Origin of the sequence: Streptomyces iconiensis, from assembly GCF_028657195.3 — a bacterium.
In the GTDB taxonomy this organism is placed as follows: Bacteria; Actinomycetota; Actinomycetes; order Streptomycetales; family Streptomycetaceae; genus Streptomyces; species Streptomyces iconiensis.
Map to the genome: position 1 here is coordinate 143,321 of NZ_JANCPR020000019.1, position 19,307 is coordinate 162,627.

The following is a 19,307-nucleotide window of genomic DNA, read 5'->3' on the forward strand; positions in this document are numbered from 1 at the left end:
ACAGGGGTGCGCCGCGGCCACGAATGCAAGGCCGACCACTTCCTCGCTTTCACCAGCATCGCCCGCTCCCTCATGCCAGGCCCCAGGGGCCGGCATGAGTGTCTGGGCGAGGACCGGGGCGGTGCAGAACGGAGTGGTCGCCAACTGCTATGCGGGCGGGGTGAGTTGGGTGGTTGGTATCGGACGTCCCGCCTCGGCGGTGTACTGCTCTCCCCACTGTCGCAAACGGGCCTGGCATAGGCGGTATAGGCGGTATAGGCGGCGCGCGGCGCCCGATGTGGCCGGCCGGAGCCGCATCGCCGACAACGCGGCTCCAGCCTCCGTCCTCCCGGCGCGACAACGGGGTACTCCCGCACCCCGCCGCCACGGAGGGCCCGGCTTCTGAGGCCCGGGGCGCGCTCACTGCCAGGTGGCACCGCCACGGTAGACCCGGTGGTCGGAGATGCGCCGCTCGCCGCCGTAGAGGCTGTCGCCTTCGACGGCTCCGAAGTCGGCGGCGCTGAGGAAGATGTAGTCGATCTTCTTCTGCGTCGGAGGACTGGTCTTCGATGAGCTGTAGGTGATCTCCCCGCTTTGGCCCCGGGCGGCTCCCGGGGGCCAGGAGGCGGAGTGGTCCGCGTCCGACTCGTCGGCCTCGCTGAAGATCCCCTCGCCACCGCTGTGGCTGTAGAACTTGTCCATAACGGGGTCGAACGGCTGCGCGTTGAAGTCACCCATCAGTACCACCGGCTTCGTGGCGTGCCACCCGGAGGCCAGGGCCGCCAGCTTCGTCGCCTGTCCGTCCCGCTTGCCGTCGTCCTGGGCGTCGTCCGGGTCGTCGACGGAGAGATGCACGGAACATGCCTTCACGGGGCGGGCGCCGAGGGCGGTGTCGGCGCAGAGCGCGTGAATCTTCGTGTCGCCGAGGTTGTGGGTCTCCCGGGGGGTGGCGATGGGCTTCTTGGAGAAGAGCGCCATGCCGAACGCGGTGTCCCCTCCGTCGCAGTGCTTGCCCGCGGTCTGGCTGCTGCTCGCGTACGTCGCGTGGTATCCCTGGGCGACCAGAGCCGCGCGGATGTGGCGGTACTGGGTGTAGCAGGTCTCGTTCAGGGTGACGATGTCCGGGCTGTAGTTGCCGACCGATTCCACGATCTGGGCCCCCCGCACGGGGATTTCCCCGCGGGAGTCGGTACCGGGCAGGTAGTTGTGCTGATCGCCGGCCTCCCAGCAGACGTTGCCGCACATGTTGAAGTGCCAGAACTTCAGGTCCGTACTGGCCTCGGCCTCCGGGCTGTTGATTCCCAGCTGCGCGGTGAGTACCAGCGCGCCGAAGGCGGCGACCAGATAGCGGAGACGGCGTCCTTTTCGTATCAAGGCGGTGATCCCTCCGAAGCATGCGGTCCCGACACGTCGGAGCGTCTCCGCCGCGTCTCAGCCGGACTCGGCTGCGGTGTCGTGCCTGGAACGCCACATCCTGCCGGAAGGGCCGCGGTTGAGCGCCACTGCGAACGCCGTCCGTCGTGCGGCCGACGAGGTGGGTGGTCACCGGCCAGTGGCAAAGCCGCGCGACCAAGGCGGCGTCGGCGGTCGGCGATCGGCGCGAGGGGGCCACCGCCTCCCCCTCCGGAGGACGGCGCCCGGCGTGTGACGGGTGAGGACGCGCCGTGAAAGATCCTCGTTAACTCCCTGCACGACCCTTGCCAAGCCGAGTTAGTACGTGTTCGGATTATCTCGTCGGGCGGTGCTCCCGCCCGGCATCAGCGCTGGTCGCCACCCCGTACCCGGGGCGGGACCGGCAGGCCGACACCTCTCTGACGCGCCCCCAACTCCCCTCTTCCCCTACGTGGTTCAGCCCTGCCCAGACACACCCCTGGAGGGATCTCCCGTGTTCGACTTCACCTCCGTCGACCTCCTCGACGCCTTCACCAGCGAACTCCGCCTCTGCAAGGTCACGGACGGCGAACATGTCGTCGTCCTGTCCGAGCCAGGGAGCCGTGGCGACTACGTGGCGGCGGCGTTCGGAGCGGCCAAGTCGCTCGGCGCCCGCGTCATCTCGGCCACGGTGCCGGGAGGCAGCCCCGCGCCCATGCCCAGCACCCACACAGGCGCGGGGCCCGGGCTCAGCTCGGTGCTCGACGACACCGCGGCGCAGGACCTGCTGAAGTCGGCCGACCTGGTCATCGACCTCACCCAAGAGGGCTTCATCCACGCGCCCGTACAGCAGGAGATCCTCAAGGCGGGCACCCGGATCATCTTCGTGTGCGACGCTCCGGACGTGCTGATCCGCAACCTGCCGCGCGAGGGCGACAAGGACCTGGTGGTCCGGGAGGCCGAGCTCCTGAAGAAGTCGCAGGTCATGCGGGTGACTTCGGCTGCTGGGACCGACCTGACCGTGCAACTGGACGGGTCGAAGCCGGAGTTCCAGACCGGCTTCGCCGACGACCCGGGCCGCTGGGACCACTGGCCCAGCACGATGGTGCTGTGCTGGCCCGAGATCTCCGACGGACGGATCCTGCTGGCCGAGGGCGACATCCTGCTGCCGTTCAAGGAGTACGTCCGCTCCCCCGTCACGCTGCATGTCGCGGGCGGGCACATCGGGAAGGTGGAAGGCGGGGCCGAGGCGCGGATGCTGGAGACGTTCTTCGAGGACGCCGACGACCAGTGGGCGCGCTCCCTGTCGCACATGGGCTGGGGGCTGATGCGCTCGGCCGACTGGTTCGCCACGGCGATGTACGGCAAGGGTGATCTGATGGGCATGGACGCGCGCGCCTTCGCTGGCAACTTCCTGTGGTCGACGGGCCCCCACCCGGTGCTCGGCCGGGAGTCCTACGCGCACCTGGACATCGCGATGCGCGGGTGCACCGTCACGGTCGACGGCACCGAGGTGGTCTCAGGCGGTGCGCTCACGGAACGGTGACCGGCCCCGGGGCCGCACCGGGGAGTCGGCACCCGCAGCCGGCACCCGCAGCCGGCTCCCGCACCCCCACACCCCGCGACCCGCGGCCCCGCGCGCCCACGCCGCGCAGGCAGGACGCACCCGCACCGCGCACGTCGTACGAACACGCCAGGAGGAGAACCGCGTTGGCGCCCAGTCAGTCGTTTGAAGCCACCATCGTCGGCGGAGGGCTCGGCGGCCTCACGGCCGCGCTCGCCCTGCGGCAGCGCGGCGTCCGGGTCACCGTGCTGGAACAGGCCGCACGGCTCGGTGAGGTCGGCGCCGGGATCCAGACCGCGCCCAACGCCAGCAGGCTGCTGCTCGGGCTGGGCCTGCGGCGGCAGTTGGAGGCCATCCACACCGAGCCGCTCGACCAGGTGCGGCGCCGGTGGAAGGACGGCAGTGTCGTCGGGCTCACCCCACTCGGCGAGCACTGCAAGCAGACGTACAACGCCCCGTACTGGCACTACCACCGCGCCGACCTGCACCGCGTGATCATGGAAGCGTGCACGGCGGCAGCCGGTCCTGGGCCCGCCGTGCGGCTGCGCACCAACAGCCGGGTCACGGAGCTGGACCGCGGCGACCCCTCGCGGCCCGTCGCGATCACGGCCGACGGTGAGCGGTACGCGGCCGATGTCCTGGTGGGCGCCGACGGCATCAGGTCGCGGGTGCGCGATCTGATGGGCGCCGAGGACACCTTGGAGTTCTCCGGGGAGATGTGCTACCGCGCGCTGATCCCGGGGGACGCCATCGCCGCCGATCCCGCGACGCGCTGGCTGGTGGACCGTTTCCAGAGCACCATCTGGTACGGCCCCGACCGGCACCTGGTGCACTACATGATCAGGGGCGGCCAGTGGCTCAACATCGTGGCCATCGTGCCCTGCACCGACGAGGTGGCCGAGAACTGGACAGCGCCCTCCTCCGCAGCTGAACTGGCCGCCGCTTTCCCCGGCTGGGACGACCGCGTTCCCGCGATGCTCTCCAAGGCGGCTGCGGCCGGTGACGACGCCGTCTCGTGCTTCGCGCTCTACTACCGGCGGCCCGACCCCGTATGGCAGGACGGCCGGGTCGTGCTGCTCGGTGACGCCTGCCACGCGATGCTGCCGTACCAGGCCCAGGGCGCCTCGCAGGCGATGGAGGACGGGGCGGTACTGGCCGAGGAGTTGGGCACGGTCACGCCCGACGGCATCGAACAGGGGCTGCGGCGCTACGTGGACCGCCGCGCCAAGCACGCCGGCATGGTGCAGGATGCCTCGCTGCGCAACAAGACCTTCTACCACTACCCCGACGGCCCCGAACAGGAGGAGCGCGACAGGCTGTTGCGCAGGGGGTTCAGCGGAGAGTCCGACGTGTCCTACGAGTGGCTGTGGAGCGGCACCCCGCTGCGCGACGCCGACGCGACGGCGTTCTCCTACCCCTTCCCACGCTGACCGACCACCCTTGGAGCACGCGTGAAGACAGGCGACCAGATCGTCCAGGACCTCCCATGGAAATGGGGAGTCCAGGGCAGGATTTTCATCATCGGTGGCCTCGGCTACCTGTTCGATGCGTGGGACATCGCGCTCAACGGCTTTCTGATGCCGCTGCTGGGCAAGGAGTTCGACCTCGGCCTCGGTGCCCGCGGCCTGGTGGCGACGTCCAACCTCGTCGGCATGGCGGTCGGCGCGATCGTATGGGGCGCGATCGCTGACCGTATCGGCCGTAAGAAGGCGTTCAGCGCCACCCTGCTGATCTTCGCGCTGTTCTCGGTGTTCGGCGCGCTCTCCCCCAACTACGAGACGTTCCTGCTCTTCCGCTTCCTCGCGGGTGTCGGGCTCGGTGGCTGCATCCCGGTGGACTACGCGCTGGTGAGCGAGTTCTCGCCCAGGAAGCACCGGGGCAGGATCCTGACCGCGCTCGACCTGTGGTGGCCCATCGGGGTCACCCTGTGCGGGCTGGCCTCGACGGCGCTGATCCCGCTGGACGGCAACTGGCGCTGGATGATGGCGACCATGGTGCTGCCGGCGCTGCTGCTCTTCTGGGTGCGGCGCGGCGTGCCGGAGTCCCCGATCTACCTCACGAAGATGGGCAGGGAGGCCGAGGCGCGTACCGTCATCGACGACCTGGTGGCCCGTACGGGCGCGGCGCCCGAGCCGTACAGCATTCCGACGGCGCCGCCCGAGCAGACCGGGCCCGACGGGCGGCGGATCGGCGGACTGCGCGCCGGCTTCGAGCAGTTCAAGATGCTGTGGACGTACAGCCCGCGCATCACCTCGGTCGCCTGGCTGCTGTTCGTGACCATCATGCTCGTCTACTACGCGGCGCTGACCTGGATGCCCTCGATCCTCAAGGAGGAGGGCTACGGCGACACCGCCTCGTTCACCGGTACGACCCTGATGAGCGCCGTCGGCATCGCCGGAGTCGTCGCCTCGACGTGGCTGGTGGACGTGGTCGGCCGTAAGCGGCTGATCGGCTTCTCGGCGCCCGTCGCCACGGCCGCGCTGGTGGGTTTCGCGCTGGTGCTGGAGGTACGGACGGCCGCGCTCGTCGGGATCGCCGTCTTCGGCTTCCTGATCCAGCTGACCATTCCCGCGCTGTACGCGTACGTCTCGGAGCTGTACCCGACGACGCTGCGGGCCAGCGGTTTCGGCTGGGCCTCCTCGGTCAGCCGGGTCAGCACGGGCTTCGCACCGATGCTGTTCGGCTCGCTGATGTGGCCGCTGCTCGGGCTGCCGCTGACCTTCACCGTGCTCGGCGTCATCGTGGTCGCCGCCGTGCTGTGGATGGCGGTCGCCGCACCGGAGACAAAGGGCCGCGAGCTGGACGCGGTCGCGGAGGAGAACGGCGACGTACCAGGTGCGCGACCGGCCGGGGACGGCTCCCTGGAGACGGCGCAGGGCGAAGAGCCCGTACGTGGCTGACGGGCCCGAGCGCAGCCGCGGAAGCGGACGCGGACACCGGCCCAACCCGCACACCGGCGCCGACCGCGCACCGGCACAACCTCAGCACCATCTGGAAGGAGGGCCCGAGCATTGAAGCCCGCACCGTTCACCTATCACCGCGCGCGCGATCTCGACGGCACCGCCAAGCTGCTCGCCGAACTGGCGGGCAGCGGCGGCGAGCCGAAGATCATCGCCGGGGGCCAGAGCCTGGTCGCGATGATGAACTTCAGGCTCGCCCGCCCCGATCACCTGGTCGACATCAGCGGTGTCGAAGGGCTGCGCGGGCTGCGTACAGACGGGGAAGGCGCCCTGCACATCGGGGCGCTGACCACCCATCACGAGGTGGAGACCGCTCCCGGCCCGCTGCTCGGGCCCGGCTTCGCCGTACTCCGTGACGCGATGCGCTGGGTCGGCCACCTGCCGATCCGTACCCGCGGCACCGTCGGCGGCAGCCTGGCGCACGCGGACGCGACGGCGGAGTGGTGCCTGCTGGCCGTGCTGCTGGACGCGGAAATGGTGGCGCACGGCCCCGCGGGTCAACGCCGCGTCGCGGCACGGGACTTCTTCCTCGGCTACTACTCCACGGCTCTGGAGGAGGACGAGGTACTCACCGAGGCCGTCTTCCCGCGCCCCGCTCCGCACGCCGCGCTCACCGAGTTCGCGCAGCGGCACGGCGACTTCGCGACCGTGGCCGCCGCCGTCGCGCTGGACCTGACGCCCGACGGCGGCGGGGTGCGCGGCGGCCGGGTCGCGCTCGGCGGCGTCGACGCGCTACCGGTACGGGTTCCCGAGGCCGAGGCGGTCCTCGCGGAGGGCGGCAGAGCGGGGCCCGCGCTGTACGAGGCGGTCGCAACCGCAGCCGCCCGGGCCGTCGACCCGCCCGGTGACGCGAACGGAAGTCCGGAATACCGGCGCGGCCTCACCCGCAACCTGGTGGCACGCGCCTGCGAGGAGGCGGTCTCACGATGACGACGGAGAAAGCGGCGGCCCAGGAACACCGCGGGGCGCGCGACGGCGCGCTGATCGGGACCTCGGCACGCCGCCGCGAGGATCCCCGGCTGCTGACCGGGCGGGGTGTGTTCACCGACGACATCCAGGTGCCGGGCATGCTGTACGCGCAGTTCGTCCGCGCCACCGTCGCCTCGGCCACCGTGACCTCGCTCGACCTGTCGGCGGTTCGCGAAGTGCCGGGCGTGGTCGCGGCGTTCGACGCCGAGGACCTGGCGCTGGGTGACATCACGGCGCGGCTGGGCCGCCCGGCGGCCGAGTTCGTGCCGACGAGCATGCCGGTGCTGGCACGGGACCGGGTGCGGTACGCGGGCGAGCCGCTGGCGGTCGTGGTGGCGCGCGATCCGTACGCGGCCGAGGACGGTCTTGAGGCGGCGAAGGTCACCTACGAGACCCGTACGGCCGTTGTCTCCGACACCCAGGCCCTCTCCCCCGGCGCCCCGCTGGTGCACGACGAGGCGGCGGCCAACACGCTGCTGGACGTGTCGATGTTCGCCTCGGAGGGCATCGACGCGGTCTTCGCAGAGGCGGCGTGCGTCGTGGAGGTGGAGACGCGTACGGGCCGGCAGAACGCGCTGCCGCTGGAGACGCGTGGCGTGATCGCCGCCTGGGACGACCGTGAGGAGCAGCTCGCGCTGCGTATGCCCACACAGGTGCCGCACCAGGTGCGTACGGTCGCGGCACGCTGTCTTGGCCTGGACGAGCGGGCCGTGCGGGTGCTGGTGCCCGACATGGGCGGCGGCTTCGGGCTCAAGTGCGTGGTGGGGCGCGAGGAGATCGCGGTGGGCGCCGCCGCGCTGCGGCTGGGCAGGCCCGTGAAGTGGACGGAGGACCGCAAGGACGCGCTGACCGCCTCGTTCCTCGCCCGTGAGCAGCACTACGACGTACGCGCCGCGTTCGACGCCGAGGGGCGGATCCTGGGTCTTGACGCGGACATCGTGTGCGACATGGGCGCCTACTCCTGCTACCCGTTCACGGCGGGCATCGAGCCGCTGATGGCCTCGGCGGAGATGCCGGGGGTCTACAAGGTGCCGTCGTACCGCGTACGGGCCCGCGCCGTGACCACCAACAAGGCGCCGAGCGCACCGTACCGGGGGGTGAGCCGGCCGCAGTACGTGATGGTGGTCGAGCGGCTCTTCGAGCGTGCGGCGCGGGAGTTGGGGATGGACGCGGTGGAGATCCGCCGCCGTAACGTGATCACGGACTTCCCGTACACGGGGGTCAACAACGTGACCTACGACCCCGGTTCGTACCTGGAGTCCCTCGACCTGTGCGAGCGGACCCTGCGCGACGAGGGCTGGTACGAGAAGCGGGACGTGGCGGACGCGGCCGGGCGCCATCTGGGCATCGGGTACGCGTGCTTCAGCGAGCGCACCGGGTACGGCTCGACGGCGTTCGCGCAGCGGAAGATGGAGGTCGTTCCCGGGTTCGACATCTCCGAGGCCCGTATGGACACCTCGGGAGCGCTCACGGTGACCACGGGCACGATGAGCCACGGGCAGAGCCACGAGACGACGATGGCGCAGATCGCGGCGGACGAGCTGGGCCTGGAGCTGGACAAGGTCCGTATCCACCAGGGCGACACCGACCGGATCACCTACGGCTGGGGCACCTTCGCGAGCCGTTCGATCGCGGTGGGCGGCAGCGCGGTGCGGCTGGCGGTCGCGAAGCTCGGCGAGAAGCTGCGGCTGATCGCGGCCTCGCGCTGGGACGTGCCGCCCGACCAGGTGGAGCTGGGCAGGGGCGGAGTGCGACGCGCCGACGGCGGTGGCGAGTTGAGCTACCAGGAGATCGCCGACATCGCCTATCTCAAGGCGCATCTGCTGCCCAAGGGCGTGGAGCCGGGCCTCTCGGCGACGGCCTCGTTCGACGTCTTCAACGACGGCACCTTCTCCAACGCCACCCACGGCGTCGTCGTCGAACTGCACGAGGGCACGGGCCAGGTGGAGATCCTGCGGTACGTGTGCGTGGAGGACTGCGGCGTCGCCATCAACCCGCAGGTCGTGGAGGGCCAGTGCCGGGGCGGCATCGCGCAGGGCATCGCGGGCGCGCTGTTCGAGGAGATCACCTACGACGCGCAGGGCGAGCCCTCGGCGACCAGCTTCATGGACTACAAGGTGCCCACGGCGCTGGAGATCCCCGACATCGGCATCCAGCACCTGGAGACCCCGTGCGCCTTCACCGAGACCGGCGCCAAGGGCGCGGGCGAAGGCGGCACGATCGGGGCGCCGGCCGCCGTACTGAACGCCGTCAATGACGCGCTGCGCCCCACGGGCGTGGAGCTGGACAACACCCCCGTCACCCCGGAGACCGTCGCGAGCGCACTGGAGCACGCCTGATGTCAGAGATCACCCACCAGCCGCCGGACCAGCAGCTGCTGAGCCTCTCCGTGAACGGGGAGCGGCACGAACTGCTGGCCGAGTCGCGGCGCACCCTCGTCGACGCGCTCCGGCACGACCTGGGGCTCACGGGTACGCACGTGGGCTGCGAGCACGGCATCTGCGGTGCGTGCACGGTGCTGGTCGACGGGGCCCCGGCGCGGGCCTGTCTGATGTTCGCCGCGCAGGCAGAGGGGCGTGAGATCCGTACGGTCGAGGCGCTCGGCGAGGGCCCCGGCGGGCGTGAACTCGGCGACCTGCAAAGGGCGTTCACCGAGCACCACGCCCTCCAGTGCGGCTTTTGCACACCCGGCTTCCTGATGCTGGCCGAGGGTTTTCTCGCGGAGCGCCCTGATGCCACCAAGGAGGAGATCCGCGAGGTGGTGGCCGCGAACCTGTGCCGGTGCACGGGTTACCAGACGATCGTCGAGGCGATCGACGACTGCGCCGCCCGGCGCCGCGCGTCGGTCTGTGAGGAGGGTTCATGCGGTTGAGCAACGCCGTCCCGGTGAAGGCACCGGCAGGCGAGGTCTTCGCGCTCGTCAACGACGTGGAACGGGTGGTCTCGTGCATGCCGGGCGCCGCGCTGGAGGGACGCGACGGCGACGCCTGGCGGGGCAGGGTGAAGGTCAAGGTCGGTCCGATCACGGCGGCGTACGCGGGCACGGTCCGCTTCCTTGAGGTCGACGAGGAGCGCCGCACGCTGCGCGTACAGGCGCGCGGCGCCGATACGCACGGCAGCGGGGACGCGGAGGCGGCGGTACGGCTGGAGGTCACCGAAACGCCCGAGGGGTCCGAACTGCGGCTGGAGACCGACCTGGTGATCCGGGGCAAGATCGCGCAGTTCGGCAAGGGCGCGGTGGCCACGGTCTCGGACAAGATCCTCCAGCAGTTCGCCAGGAACCTGGGCGCGCTGCTCGACCAGGACCGCGCACACCGCGCGGCTCCGGCGCCGGACTCTCTTACGGCATCGGCGCCGGTGTCCGGTTCAGTGCCGGTGTCCGGTTCAGCGCCTGAGCCGGTCCCCGGCGGCGCCGGTCGGGGAACGTACGCGGCACATGCGCCCCGGCCGCAGTCGGAGCCCCGGCCCCGGCCCGAGTCGCAGCCGCAGCCGCAGCCGCACGCCGAACCGCAGCCCGCCCTCGCGGCGTACGCGGCCGGCCAGGACGAGTTGAACGGGCTCTCGATGATCGTCGGCCCGGCCCTGTCCAAGTACGGGCCTGTGGTCGGCGCGTTCGCCTTCGGACTGTTCGAGGGCTGGCTGCTCGGCCGGGTGCTCACGCGGGAGAAGCACGCGGCGAGGTGCGGCCGGTGAGCGGGTACGGCAGCGAGACGGACAGCACCTACGAGCGGGCCGGGTTCGGCGCCCCCGTGCGGCGCGGCACCCGTCCCGCGCTGATCGTCGTTGACCTGACGCGCGGGTTCACCGAGGAGTCCTTCCCCACCGGCTCCGACCTCACCGAAGTCGTCGGGGCGACCTCTGCCCTGGTGGAGGCGGCGCGGCCCGCCGGTGTCCCGGTGATCTGGACGGCCATCGCCTACAGCGCGGCCGAGGCGGAGGGCGGCTCGGTGACCTGGCTGGAGAAGGCCACGGGTATGCGGGCGCTGGTGGAGGGCAGCGCGGCTGTTGACCTGGACCCCCGGCTGCCCCGGCGCCCGGAGGACCTGATGGTCGTCAAGAAGGGCGCCTCCGCGTTCTTCGGCACCTCGCTCGCGGCCTCGCTGACGGGCCTCGGTACCGATACGGCCGTCGTGTGCGGGGCCACCACGAGCGGGTGCGTGCGCGCGACGGCGGTGGACGCGGTGCAGTCCGGGTTCCCCGTACTGGTGCCGCGCGAGTGCGCGGGGGACCGCGCGCAGGGACCGCACGACGCCGCGCTCTTCGACATCCAGGCGAAGTACGGCGATGTGATCGGCCAGACCGAAGCACTGGACTATCTGCGCCGGCTCCCCTCCCCCACCTGACCCGCACCCCCGTGCTCGTACGCAACGACACAGCACAGCCCTGCACAGCCCGACACACACCGACGTGTACCGGCACGCACCAGCCGACCCCGGCACCTGCCAGCACATGCCGACACCTACACATCACCACTCACCAAACCGCCACTCACCAGGCCACCACTCCCCAGGAGCACCCTTGTCCCACCCGCCCGCGCCCGCGCGTTTCCTCACCCCGGAGGCGGCGGCCGACCTGGCCGCCGTTCCCGCCACCAGCCACTGCGCCTACAACGGCTCCGTCCGGCTGCACGTCCTCGACTACGGCGGCTCCGGCGTCCCTCTCCTCATGCTCCCCGGAATCACCAGCCCCGCCGTCACCATGGACTTCGTGGCCCGCGAGCTGACCGATCTCGTACGCCCGCTGGTGCTGGACGTGCGCGGACGGGGGCTCTCCGGCGACGGCGGCTCCTACTCCCTGGAGGCGTACGCCGAGGACACCGAGGCCGTCGTCACCGGGCTCGGGCTGGAGGCACCGCTGCTGTTCGGGCACTCGATGGGGGCCCGTATCGCCGCGGCGACCGCCGTGCGCGGCAAGGTCGCGGTGGGGGGCACCGTGGCGGTGGACCCGCCGATGAGCGGGCCGGGGCGCGGCACGTATCCGACCTCGCTGGACGCCTTCCTGGGTCAGCTGGCGCAGGCGCGGCGGGGCACGGACGCCCAGGAGGTCGGGCGCGCCTGGCCCCGCTGGCCGCTGCGGGAGCGGGAGTTGCGTGCCCGGTGGCTCGCGAGCTGCGGTGAGGAGGCGCTGCGGGGCACGCATCACGGCTTCGAGACGGAGGACTTCTTCGCGTGGTGGCCCTCGGTACCGGGGCCGGCCGTCATGCTGTACGGCGCCGACAGCCCGGTCGTCACGGCCGAGGGCGCCGCCGAGGCCGCGCGCGCCCTGCCGGAGGCCCGGCTGACGGAGATCCCGGACGCGGGCCACATGGTGTTCTGGGACAACCCGGACACGGCGCTCGCCCTCCTCCGCGAGGCACTGCGTGGCCTCACCGGCTGAGGCGCCCGGCGGGCACCCGCGCCCGTCGGGGCACTCAACTGCCGTGCTTAAGTGGCCTCATGGCTGACAAAACCCTTTCCACGGCGGCGGGCACAGGCGAGCAGCCGGTCGCCCCCGCCGTGCTGACGGCCGCACCCGGCTATCAGGTGCGGCGCCTGTACCAGGCGTACCTGGCGGTGTGGGTGCGCACCGTCGACCCGACGCTGACCGGGCCGCAGTTCGCCGTACTGACGACCGTGCACGCGAACCCCGGCAGCGACCAGAGCTCGATGGCGTCGGCCGTCGCGCTGGACACGTCGACCATGGCGGACGTGGCGCGGCGACTGGAGAAGCGCGGGCTGCTGGAGCGCCGTACGGCGGCGGCCGACGGCCGCCGCAAGCTGCTGTACCTCACGGACGAGGGCGAGAGCGCCCTGCGTGAGGCGAACGGCAGGGCGCGGGAACTGGACGAGCGGCTGCTCGACCAGTACGACCCCGACGCCCGCGAACGGCTCCTGCGGGAGCTGACCGCCCTCGCCGACCACTGGGAACGGCTGGGCGGGGACACCTAGAGCGCGCGAGCGCCGTACCTTCGTGGAGGACCCGTGACAGACCATCACATCGGCATGATCGTTCCCAGCTCGAATCTCACGATGGAGACCGAGCTGCCGCGCATGCTGCGCGCCAGGGAAGAGGCGATGCCAGGGGACCGCTTCCTCTTCCACAGCAGCCGGATGCGGATGCGGCATGTCACGCCCGAGCAGCTGCGCAGCATGAACGCGCAGACGGAGCGCGCGGCCCTCGAACTCGCCGACGCCAGGCCCGACGTGGTGGCCTCGGCGTGTCTCGTCGCGATCATGGCGCAGGGTCCTGGCCACCACTGTGTGGCAGAGGAGGAGATCAGGGCCGGGCTCGCCGCCGGGGGCTCGGAAGCGCCGGTGGTCTCCAGCGCGGGCGCGCTGCTCACCGCCGTCGAGGCGCTGGGCGCCAAGCGGGTCGCGGTGATCACCCCGTACATGAAGGAGTTGACGGGCATGGTCGTCGACTACCTGGAGGACGCGGGCACGCGGGTGGTGGACTCGCTCAGCCTTGAGGTGCCCGACAATCTCGCGGTCGCCCGGCTGGACCCCGACGACCTGCGCCGGCACTGGCGCCGCCTCGATCTGAGCGGCGCCGACGCGATCGTGCTGTCGGCGTGTGTGCAGATGCCCTCGCTGTCCGCGATCCAGGCGGTCGAGGACGCGGCCGGCCTGCCCGTCCTGTCGGCGGCCACCGCCACGGCCCACAGCATCCTGACCCGCCTCGGCCTGCCACCCGTCGTACCGAACGCCGGCTCCCTCCTCGCCGCCCGCTCCTGAACCACCGTTCCCGAACGGCCGGTCGCCGGGGCTCGGGAGCGGGCCCGCTCCCGAGCCCCGGCGAGGTGCCTCGGTCAGCCGCGGGAGGGAAACCGGCGCGCGGCACCTGTCCGAGCGGCGATCGCCACTACTCGATGATCCGCACCGCGCCCGACGGGCAGAGGGTGCCGGCTTCCAGTGCGGCGGGCGCGGCGTCGTCGTCGGGCTCGCTGACCAGGACGGTCACCAGGCCGTCGTCGTCCTGGTCGAACACCTCGGGTGCCGTCAGTACGCACATGCCGGCGCCCACACAGATGTCCCGATCGGCCGTTACACGCATGGTCGCTCTCTTCATGACAGTCCTTTCACGGTCCTTTCACGGTCGCTTCGCTTGCCGTGTCCCCAGTGTCGGCGGCTCGCCGGTCGGTCCATCAGCCGGCCGGCGACCGGCGACCGGTTCAGCATGTGACCGGCTCAGCATGTGACCCGGTCAGCGTGTGACCGGCTCACCACGTGACCGGAAGCTCGTTGACGCCCTGGATCGTCGTGCCGGGGCGCAGTGTCAGCCGCTCGACCGGGACTGCCAGGCGCAGTGTCGGCAGGCGGTCGAACAGCGCGGCGAGGATGATCTCCAGTTCGAGCCGGGCGAGGTTCTGGCCGAGGCACTGGTGCACCCCGTAGCCGAAGGACAGGTGGTGGCGGGCCGCGCGGCGCACATCGAAGGCGTCCGGATCCTCGAAGACCGAACTGTCCCGGTTGGCAACGGAGTTGGTCACGATGACCGCCTCGCCTGCCCGGATGAGGTGGCCGTCGATCTCGATGTCGTCCGTCGCGAAGCGACCGCCGGCGAGGTCGGCTATCGCGAGATAGCGCAGCAGTTCCTCCACCGCGCCGGGAAGGAGCGAGGGATCGGCCCGCAGTGCGGCGTGCTGGTCCGGGTGTTCGAGCAGGGTGATGACGCTGAGCGAGGTCATCGAGGCGGTCGTCTCGTGCCCGGCGACCAGCAGCAGTAGCGCGGTCGAGACCAGCTCTTCGCGGCGGGCCCTCCCCTGCGTCAGCTGCTCGGCGACCATGGTGCCCAACAGCCCCTGCCGGGGCTCGCGTTGGGCACTGACGATCAGCCCGTCCAGGTAGCTCTCCAGCTCCTTGCGTGCGGCCCGCGTGCCCGCCGCGTCCTCCGACTGGATCAGCCGCCTGCTGGCGTCCTGGAAGAAGTCGTGGTCGGCGTAGGGCACGCCGAGCAGCTGGCAGATCACCATGGACGGCACCGGCAGCGCGAACTGGCTGACGAGGTCGGCGGGTGGTCCGGAGGCGATCATCTCGTCCAGGAATCTGTGCACGATGCGTTCGATGTCGGATCGCATCTCTTTGATCCGCCGCACCGTGAAGCCCTGAATGGCCATGCGCCGCCGGACCCCGTGCTCGGGCGGGTCCAGGCCGATGAAGGCCGGCTCGCCGTCCCGGAGACCGTCCGTACGCGGCGAGGTGGCGGGAAAGTCGGCGTTTCTGCGGTCGGACGACATGCGGGGATCGGCCAGCAGCGCGCGTGCCGTCTCGTACCCGGTCACCAGCCATGCCTGCCGGCCGTCGTAGAGCGTGACCCGGTGCAGCGAACCGCCCTCGTCCCGCAGGCGGTTGTACTGGTCGGGCAGGCGGTAGGGGCAGGTGCGGTCGCTGGGGAAGGCGGGGGGTTCCGGTTGAGGCGTCGTCACGGTCTCGGTCATCGGTACCTCGAAGTCCTCGACAGTTAAAGAACTCTCCGTTCTCTAAAATGAGGCTAGGGTATGGCCCCTGGGCACACAACGGGTGATCGACGAATAGCCGAGAATGATGCTTGCAACCAACGGGGATCAGCCGGTCGAGCCGGCCGGCGACCATCGCAAAGGCCCTCGCCGCCGCGGCGAGAAGCTGGAGAACGCCATACTGGCCGCGGCCCTGGACGAACTCTCCGAGGTCGGCTACGCCGGGCTGACCATGGAACGCGTGGCCACAAGGGCGCGCACGGGAAAGGCCGTTCTCTACCGCAGGTGGCCGAGCCGCGCCGAACTCGTCATCGACGCCTGGACAGCCCTCCGGCACCGCGACGTCGACCTGCCCGACACCGGAGACCTGCGCACCGACATCATCGCCGTGATGCGCCACCTGTCGGACAGCATGGCCGGCCCGCACGGCGACATGTTCCGCGGCCTGCTCACCGAGATCGTGCGGGACCCCGAGTTCGCCCGGCTGGTGCGGGAACGGGTCCACACCGTCGGCCCCGGAGCAGTCCAGCGCGCCCTGCAACGCGCGGTCGAGCGCGGCGAGATCGAGTCATGGATCCCCTCGTCCCGGCGTGCCACCGTGGCGGTCGACCTGCTGCGCAACCACTACCTGCTGCACGGAGCCCCGATCCCGGACAGCGTCGTCATCGGGATCGTCGACGACGTCTATCTGCCCCTGCTCCTCGCCCCGCCGCTGGACCCCCCGCCCGATCCCGCCGGGAACGAGTAGCCGCTTTCCTGTTCGTCCGGGCACATGTCCTGGTGGCGGCGGGTGCCCGCGCCCTGGTAGCGGAGGGTGCCGCCTGAGACGGGGCAGGTGGGAGCCGGCGGACAGGACACCCGGCACGGTGTCCCGAACGAGTCCTCCCAACGTCCATTTCGAGACTTTCGGCGCGTTCCGCGGCTCGGGCCTGAGGACCGTGCCGAGCTCGGGCCGGTGCGGACCGGTACCCCAACTCCCCCCGGCGGGTGGCCCTTTCGGAGCACGGGTCGGCCACGCCCGAGCCCTGCCCGGCAACTCCCGCTATAAGACGCCTTATCCGTGCACTGTTTGATGCATTCGCATATTGCGGAATCCTTCTCGTCAGGACCAGCTTTCTCCACAAGCTGGGCAGTTCCCCCCGCAGTGCTCCGCAAGGAGGTCCTTTGCCCCTTGCCCTTCTCGCCCTGGCCCTAGCGACGTTCGGTGCCGGCACAGCAGAGTTCGTGATGATAGGGCTGCTGCCCGAGACCGCCTCCGACATGAACGTCCCGATCTCCGACGCCGGCAACTACATCTCGCTCTACTCCCTCGGCGTCGTCGTCGGCGCTCCACTGCTGACCGTCGTCGGTCTGCGCATACGCCGGAAGGCGATACTGCTGGCGATGACGGGGCTGTTCATCATCGGCAACGTCGCCTCGGCACTCGCCCCCAACCACCATCTCCTGCTGGCCGCACGGTTCCTGGCCGGGATGCCCCACGGGGTCTTCTTCGGCATCGGCGCCGTCGTGGCAGCGGGGCTCGTCACACCGGAGAAGCGCGGCCGTGCGCTGTCACTGGTGCTGCTCGGCGTACCCGTCGCCAACATCGTCGGCTCCCCGCTGGGCACCCTGCTCGGCCAGTCCGTCGGTTGGCGCTGGACGTTCATGGTCGTCGCGTCGATCGGCCTGCTGGGGCTCGTCGCGCTGGCGCTGCTCGTGCCCCGCCAGCCGGGGCCCAACAAGGTCAGCCTGCGCGGTGAACTCTGCGTGTTCAAAAGACCGCAGGTGTGGCTGGCCTACGCGGTGGTGGTCTTCGGCTTCGCCGGAACGTCCTCCTTCTATACGTACATCCAGCCGCTGGTCACGGAGGTGAGCGGCTACACCCCGACCGCGGCGACAGCGCTGCTGTCGCTGGCCGGTGCGGGCATGACGGTCGGCACGATGCTGGGCGGGCGGTTCGCCAACTGGCCACTGCGCACCATCTGCTGTGCCCTGGTGACGCTCGCGGGCTCACTGGCACTGGTCATGGTGACGGCGCAGAGCACCGTTCTGATGGCGGCGAACGTGTTCCTCACGGGCGTCGCCGGCATGGCGGCGATCCCCAGCATCCAGGCACGCATCCTCGACCAGAGCAGAGAGGCCCCCGAACTGGGCTCCGCGAGCGTCCAGTCGGCTTTCAACATCGCCAACTCCCTCGGGGCCTCCCTGGGTGGAGTGGTCATCGCCGCCGGGTTCGGCCTGACATCCCCCAGCTGGCTCGGTGCGCTACTGGCCCTGACCGGCGCGGCTTTCGGGCTGCTCTCCGGGCTGCTGGACCGCAACTCCCGCACCTGGAAGGTCACCACTACCTGGGAACGTGCCGAGACCAAGGCGTTACGGCACGGGCCGTCCGTACGGCCCGTACCCCGGCTCGCGCACCTCGCCGTGTGACCACGTGCGGGGGCGTCAGCGCCCCGCGAGCCGGTCCAGCTCAGCCCGGTCCAACCCGGAGGCAGCGGCGACCTCTTCCACGTCGAGCGCACCGCAGTCCAGGCCCCGCAGCAGATATCCGCTCAGCGCACGAGCGGTGGCGGGCTCGTCCATCACGTCGCCGCCCGCCTTCCCCACATAGGCGGCCAACCGCTCACCCGCACGCTCCATCCCCTCCCGGTAGAACGCGTACACGGCGGCGTACCGCGTCGGGAGGTGGCCGGGATGCATGTCCCAGCCCTGGTAGTACGCGCGTGCCAACGACCGCCGCACCAGACCGTGGTGGAGCCGCCAGGCATCATGGACCTGCGCCTGGTCGCCGACGGGCAGCACGTTCGTCGAGCCGTCCGAGAGCCTGACCCCGGTGCCCGCAGCCGCGACCTGCATGACCGCCTTGGCGTGGTCGGCCGCGGGGTGGTCCATGGCCTGGTAGGCCGCGCTGACCCCGCACGAGGCGCTGTAGTCGAAGGTGCCGTAGTGCAGCGAGGTGGCCCGCCCATCAGCCGCGTCGATCATGCGCGCGACCGTGGCGCGGCCGTCGGCGCCGAGGATGGACTGCGTGGTCTCGACCTGGATCTCGAAGCCGATACGGCCAGGGGTGAGACCGCGCGCCTTCTCGAACTCCTCGCACAGCCCCACCATCGCGGTGACCTGCTCGGGATAGGTGACCTTGGGCAGCGTGAGCACCAGGCCCCCGGGCAGCCCTCCCGCCTCCATGAGGCCGGTCAGAAAGATGTCCAGCGTACGGATGCCGCGGTCACGCACGGCGGCCTCCATGCACTTCATACGGATGCCCGCATACGCGGGAGCAGGCCCGTCCGCGCCTTGCGAGCAGGCCGCGGCCACGAGTTGGGCCGCGCGCGCCGCGGCGGCGTCCTCCTCGTCGTCGGGCCGTGCTCCGTAGCCGTCCTCGAAGTCGATCCGCAGGTCCTCGACGGGCTCGCGCCGCAGCTTGGCCCGTATCCGCTCATGGACGGGCCCGGCCAGCGCGGTGTCCATACCCAGTACATCGGCGAGCGCCCCGGCGTCCGGCGCGTGCGCGTCGAGCAGTGCGAGCGCGCTGCGTCCCCACTCCCCCACGGTCTCCGGGGTGATGACGTCCGCCGGCACATAGACGGTGTGCACGGGCTGGCGTGTGCCCGGGTCTCCTGGGTAGCGGCGGGCGAGTTCGGCGTCCACCCCGGACAGCGATCCCGCGATGCCCTCTGCCACGGACTTCGCGAAGGTGGTGCTGACGGTCTCGCCCTGCGTCATCTGCGCTCCCTCTCCCGGTCTTCTCAACAGAATGTTGAAGATACGGCGGCGACGCTAATGGCCCGCTGACCTGCCGGTCAAGGGTCCCCGCACGCCGAAGGGCCTCCGCACACGGTGTGCGGAGGCCCTTCCGTGACGCCCCGACGGCGCGGATGCCGTGCCGGAGCCGCCGGCCGACATGTTGCCTGAGGGGTGGGGGTTGTTCAGGCTTTGCGGGTGTTGATGTCGTCGGTGAGTTGGGGGACGACGTCGAAGAGGTCGCCGACGATGCCGTAGTCGACGAGGTCGAAGATGGGGGCCTCGGCGTCCTTGTTGATCGCCACGATCG

At 71.0% G+C, this 19,307-nt stretch carries 17 protein-coding genes and 1 pseudogene; 13 read left to right on the forward strand and 5 right to left on the reverse strand.

Going from position 1 to position 19,307, the window contains the following annotated elements; translation table 11 throughout:
- Positions 1-399: 399 nt before the first annotated feature.
- Positions 400-1,353 carry an endonuclease/exonuclease/phosphatase family protein gene (locus tag NMN56_RS20380; protein WP_274045842.1) on the reverse strand — a complete coding sequence of 318 codons (954 nt, stop codon included), beginning with the start codon at positions 1,351-1,353 and terminating at the stop codon, positions 400-402.
- A 511-nt stretch (positions 1,354-1,864) separates the two neighbouring features.
- Here NMN56_RS20380 and NMN56_RS20385 point away from each other — a divergent pair.
- The 11 genes from NMN56_RS20385 (at position 1,865) to NMN56_RS20435 (ending at position 13,556) form a co-directional block, all read left to right on the forward strand.
- The gene (locus tag NMN56_RS20385; protein ID WP_274045841.1) at positions 1,865-2,896 is read left to right on the forward strand and encodes a 2,5-dihydroxypyridine 5,6-dioxygenase NicX family protein; all 1,032 of its coding nucleotides are present in this window, start codon (positions 1,865-1,867) and stop codon (positions 2,894-2,896) included.
- A 164-nt stretch (positions 2,897-3,060) separates the two neighbouring features.
- Positions 3,061-4,344 (forward strand): FAD-dependent monooxygenase, encoded by a 1,284-nt coding sequence (locus NMN56_RS20390; RefSeq protein ID WP_274045840.1) that lies wholly within the window; start codon positions 3,061-3,063, stop codon positions 4,342-4,344.
- A 21-nt stretch (positions 4,345-4,365) separates the two neighbouring features.
- Positions 4,366-5,814 carry an MFS transporter gene (locus NMN56_RS20395; protein WP_274045839.1) on the forward strand — a complete coding sequence of 483 codons (1,449 nt, stop codon included), beginning with the start codon at positions 4,366-4,368 and terminating at the stop codon, positions 5,812-5,814.
- Positions 5,815-5,925: 111 nt separating this feature from the next.
- Positions 5,926-6,804 (forward strand): FAD binding domain-containing protein, encoded by an 879-nt coding sequence (locus NMN56_RS20400; protein ID WP_274045838.1) that lies wholly within the window; start codon positions 5,926-5,928, stop codon positions 6,802-6,804.
- The gene (locus NMN56_RS20405) at positions 6,801-9,182 is read left to right on the forward strand and encodes a xanthine dehydrogenase family protein molybdopterin-binding subunit (RefSeq protein WP_274045837.1); all 2,382 of its coding nucleotides are present in this window, start codon (positions 6,801-6,803) and stop codon (positions 9,180-9,182) included. The genes NMN56_RS20400 and NMN56_RS20405 overlap by 4 nt, the downstream gene beginning before the upstream one ends.
- The gene (locus NMN56_RS20410; protein ID WP_274045836.1) at positions 9,182-9,715 is read left to right on the forward strand and encodes a (2Fe-2S)-binding protein; all 534 of its coding nucleotides are present in this window, start codon (positions 9,182-9,184) and stop codon (positions 9,713-9,715) included. The genes NMN56_RS20405 and NMN56_RS20410 overlap by 1 nt, the downstream gene beginning before the upstream one ends.
- Complete coding sequence (locus NMN56_RS20415; RefSeq protein WP_274045835.1) at positions 9,706-10,536, forward strand: SRPBCC family protein; 831 nt, start codon at positions 9,706-9,708, stop codon at positions 10,534-10,536. The genes NMN56_RS20410 and NMN56_RS20415 overlap by 10 nt, the downstream gene beginning before the upstream one ends.
- Positions 10,533-11,186, forward strand: a complete 654-nt coding sequence (locus NMN56_RS20420; protein WP_274045834.1) for an isochorismatase family protein — start codon at positions 10,533-10,535, stop codon at positions 11,184-11,186. The genes NMN56_RS20415 and NMN56_RS20420 overlap by 4 nt, the downstream gene beginning before the upstream one ends.
- Before the next feature lie 175 nt (positions 11,187-11,361).
- The gene (locus tag NMN56_RS20425; protein WP_274045833.1) at positions 11,362-12,219 is read left to right on the forward strand and encodes an alpha/beta fold hydrolase; all 858 of its coding nucleotides are present in this window, start codon (positions 11,362-11,364) and stop codon (positions 12,217-12,219) included.
- A gap of 59 nt (positions 12,220-12,278) precedes the next feature.
- Positions 12,279-12,770: a MarR family winged helix-turn-helix transcriptional regulator gene (locus NMN56_RS20430; RefSeq protein ID WP_274045832.1), complete on the forward strand. Its 492-nt coding sequence runs from the start codon at positions 12,279-12,281 to the stop codon at positions 12,768-12,770.
- A gap of 33 nt (positions 12,771-12,803) precedes the next feature.
- A complete protein-coding gene (locus NMN56_RS20435) occupies positions 12,804-13,556 on the forward strand; it encodes a maleate cis-trans isomerase family protein (protein ID WP_274045831.1) in 753 nt (250 codons plus the stop codon).
- Positions 13,557-13,683: 127 nt separating this feature from the next.
- On the opposite strand, the gene NMN56_RS20440 is transcribed toward NMN56_RS20435, so the two are convergent.
- Entirely contained in the window at positions 13,684-13,875 is a 192-nt protein-coding gene (locus NMN56_RS20440; RefSeq protein WP_274042659.1) for a ferredoxin, read from the reverse strand.
- 166 nt (positions 13,876-14,041) lie between these two features.
- Complete coding sequence (locus NMN56_RS20445; RefSeq protein WP_274042577.1) at positions 14,042-15,259, reverse strand: cytochrome P450; 1,218 nt, start codon at positions 15,257-15,259, stop codon at positions 14,042-14,044.
- A 106-nt stretch (positions 15,260-15,365) separates the two neighbouring features.
- Here NMN56_RS20445 and NMN56_RS20450 point away from each other — a divergent pair, with 106 nt between their 5' ends.
- Entirely contained in the window at positions 15,366-16,025 is a 660-nt protein-coding gene (locus NMN56_RS20450; protein ID WP_280842741.1) for a TetR/AcrR family transcriptional regulator, read from the forward strand.
- 416 nt (positions 16,026-16,441) lie between these two features.
- Entirely contained in the window at positions 16,442-17,686 is a 1,245-nt protein-coding gene (locus NMN56_RS20455; protein WP_274042575.1) for an MFS transporter, read from the forward strand.
- 15 nt (positions 17,687-17,701) lie between these two features.
- Here NMN56_RS20455 and NMN56_RS20460 read toward each other — a convergent pair whose 3' ends face one another.
- Positions 17,702-18,979 (reverse strand): DUF6986 family protein, encoded by a 1,278-nt coding sequence (locus tag NMN56_RS20460; RefSeq protein WP_274042574.1) that lies wholly within the window; start codon positions 18,977-18,979, stop codon positions 17,702-17,704.
- Between the two features lie 203 nt (positions 18,980-19,182).
- Positions 19,183-19,307: pseudogene (locus tag NMN56_RS20465) on the reverse strand (electron transfer flavoprotein subunit alpha/FixB family protein); the annotation flags it as partial.

What these genes read in the sequence shown, in the direction of transcription:
- NMN56_RS20405 (WP_274045837.1), top strand. Translation starts at nt 6,801, where the DNA reads ATGACGACGGAGAAAGCGGCGGCCCAGGAACACCGCGGGGCGCGCGAC.
- NMN56_RS20410 (WP_274045836.1), top strand. Translation starts at nt 9,182, where the DNA reads ATGTCAGAGATCACCCACCAGCCGCCGGACCAGCAGCTGCTGAGCCTC.
- NMN56_RS20415 (WP_274045835.1), top strand. Translation starts at nt 9,706, where the DNA reads ATGCGGTTGAGCAACGCCGTCCCGGTGAAGGCACCGGCAGGCGAGGTC.
- NMN56_RS20430 (WP_274045832.1), top strand. Translation starts at nt 12,279, where the DNA reads ATGGCTGACAAAACCCTTTCCACGGCGGCGGGCACAGGCGAGCAGCCG.
- NMN56_RS20440 (WP_274042659.1), bottom strand. Translation starts at nt 13,875, where the DNA reads ATGCGTGTAACGGCCGATCGGGACATCTGTGTGGGCGCCGGCATGTGC.
- NMN56_RS20445 (WP_274042577.1), bottom strand. Translation starts at nt 15,259, where the DNA reads ATGACCGAGACCGTGACGACGCCTCAACCGGAACCCCCCGCCTTCCCC.
- NMN56_RS20450 (WP_280842741.1), top strand. Translation starts at nt 15,366, where the DNA reads ATGCTTGCAACCAACGGGGATCAGCCGGTCGAGCCGGCCGGCGACCAT.
- NMN56_RS20460 (WP_274042574.1), bottom strand. Translation starts at nt 18,979, where the DNA reads ATGACGCAGGGCGAGACCGTCAGCACCACCTTCGCGAAGTCCGTGGCA.